Below are 784 nucleotides of genomic sequence, written 5' to 3' on the forward strand. Positions count from 1 at the left end.
GAGAGCAGGGATAATCATGGCTCGATTTTTTATTGATCGTCCGGTTTTTGCTTGGGTACTGGCGATTCTGACCATGCTTGCAGGGATCATGTCCTTGTTCAACTTGCCAGTGTCGCAATATCCAACCATTTCGCCGACCACGATCACCATCAGTGCGCGCTATCCTGGTGCTTCTGCTAAAACGGTAGAGGACTCTGTCACTCAGGTTATCGAGCAAAACATGACTGGTCTGGATTACCTACGTTACTTGTCTTCGAGCAGTGACGCTTTCGGCAATGCGACCATTACACTGACTTTTGATAGCGAAGCCGATCCTGATATCGCGCAGGTTCAAGTGCAGAACAAACTGCAATTGGCGTTGACTTCGCTTCCTATGGAAGTGCAAAGCCAAGGTATTGTGGTGAACAAATCTAACACCTCATTTTTGATGGTGGTGGCGGTTTATTCTGACGATCCAGATTTTACACAAAACGACATTGCCGACTTTGTTGTAACCAACATTCAAGACCCAATCAGCCGTGTGACGGGTGTGGGTCAAGTACAGGCTTTTGGTTCTCAATATGCGATGCGTGTGTGGCTTGACCCGTTTAAGCTGACTCAGTTCAACCTGACGGCAATTGACGTTGCAAATGCGATCAGTGAGCAGAATGCGCAAGTGTCATCTGGTCAATTGGGTGCAGCACCTGCGCAGAAAGGTCAACTGCTTAACGCGACGATTTCTTCTGCGAGTCGTTTAAGCAGTGTGGCTGAGTTCCAAAACATCATCTTGAAATCGGATGCGAGC

The 784-nt window shown here is 48.0% G+C and carries 1 protein-coding gene; it reads left to right on the forward strand.

Annotated elements, in window-relative coordinates:
• Positions 1–16: 16 nt before the first annotated feature.
• Positions 17–784 (forward strand): efflux RND transporter permease subunit (locus tag R8O11_RS26835; RefSeq protein ID WP_318194824.1); only part of this gene is annotated, 768 nt, incomplete at its 3' end.

It is taken from the genome of Vibrio sp. 1288 (assembly GCF_033344475.1).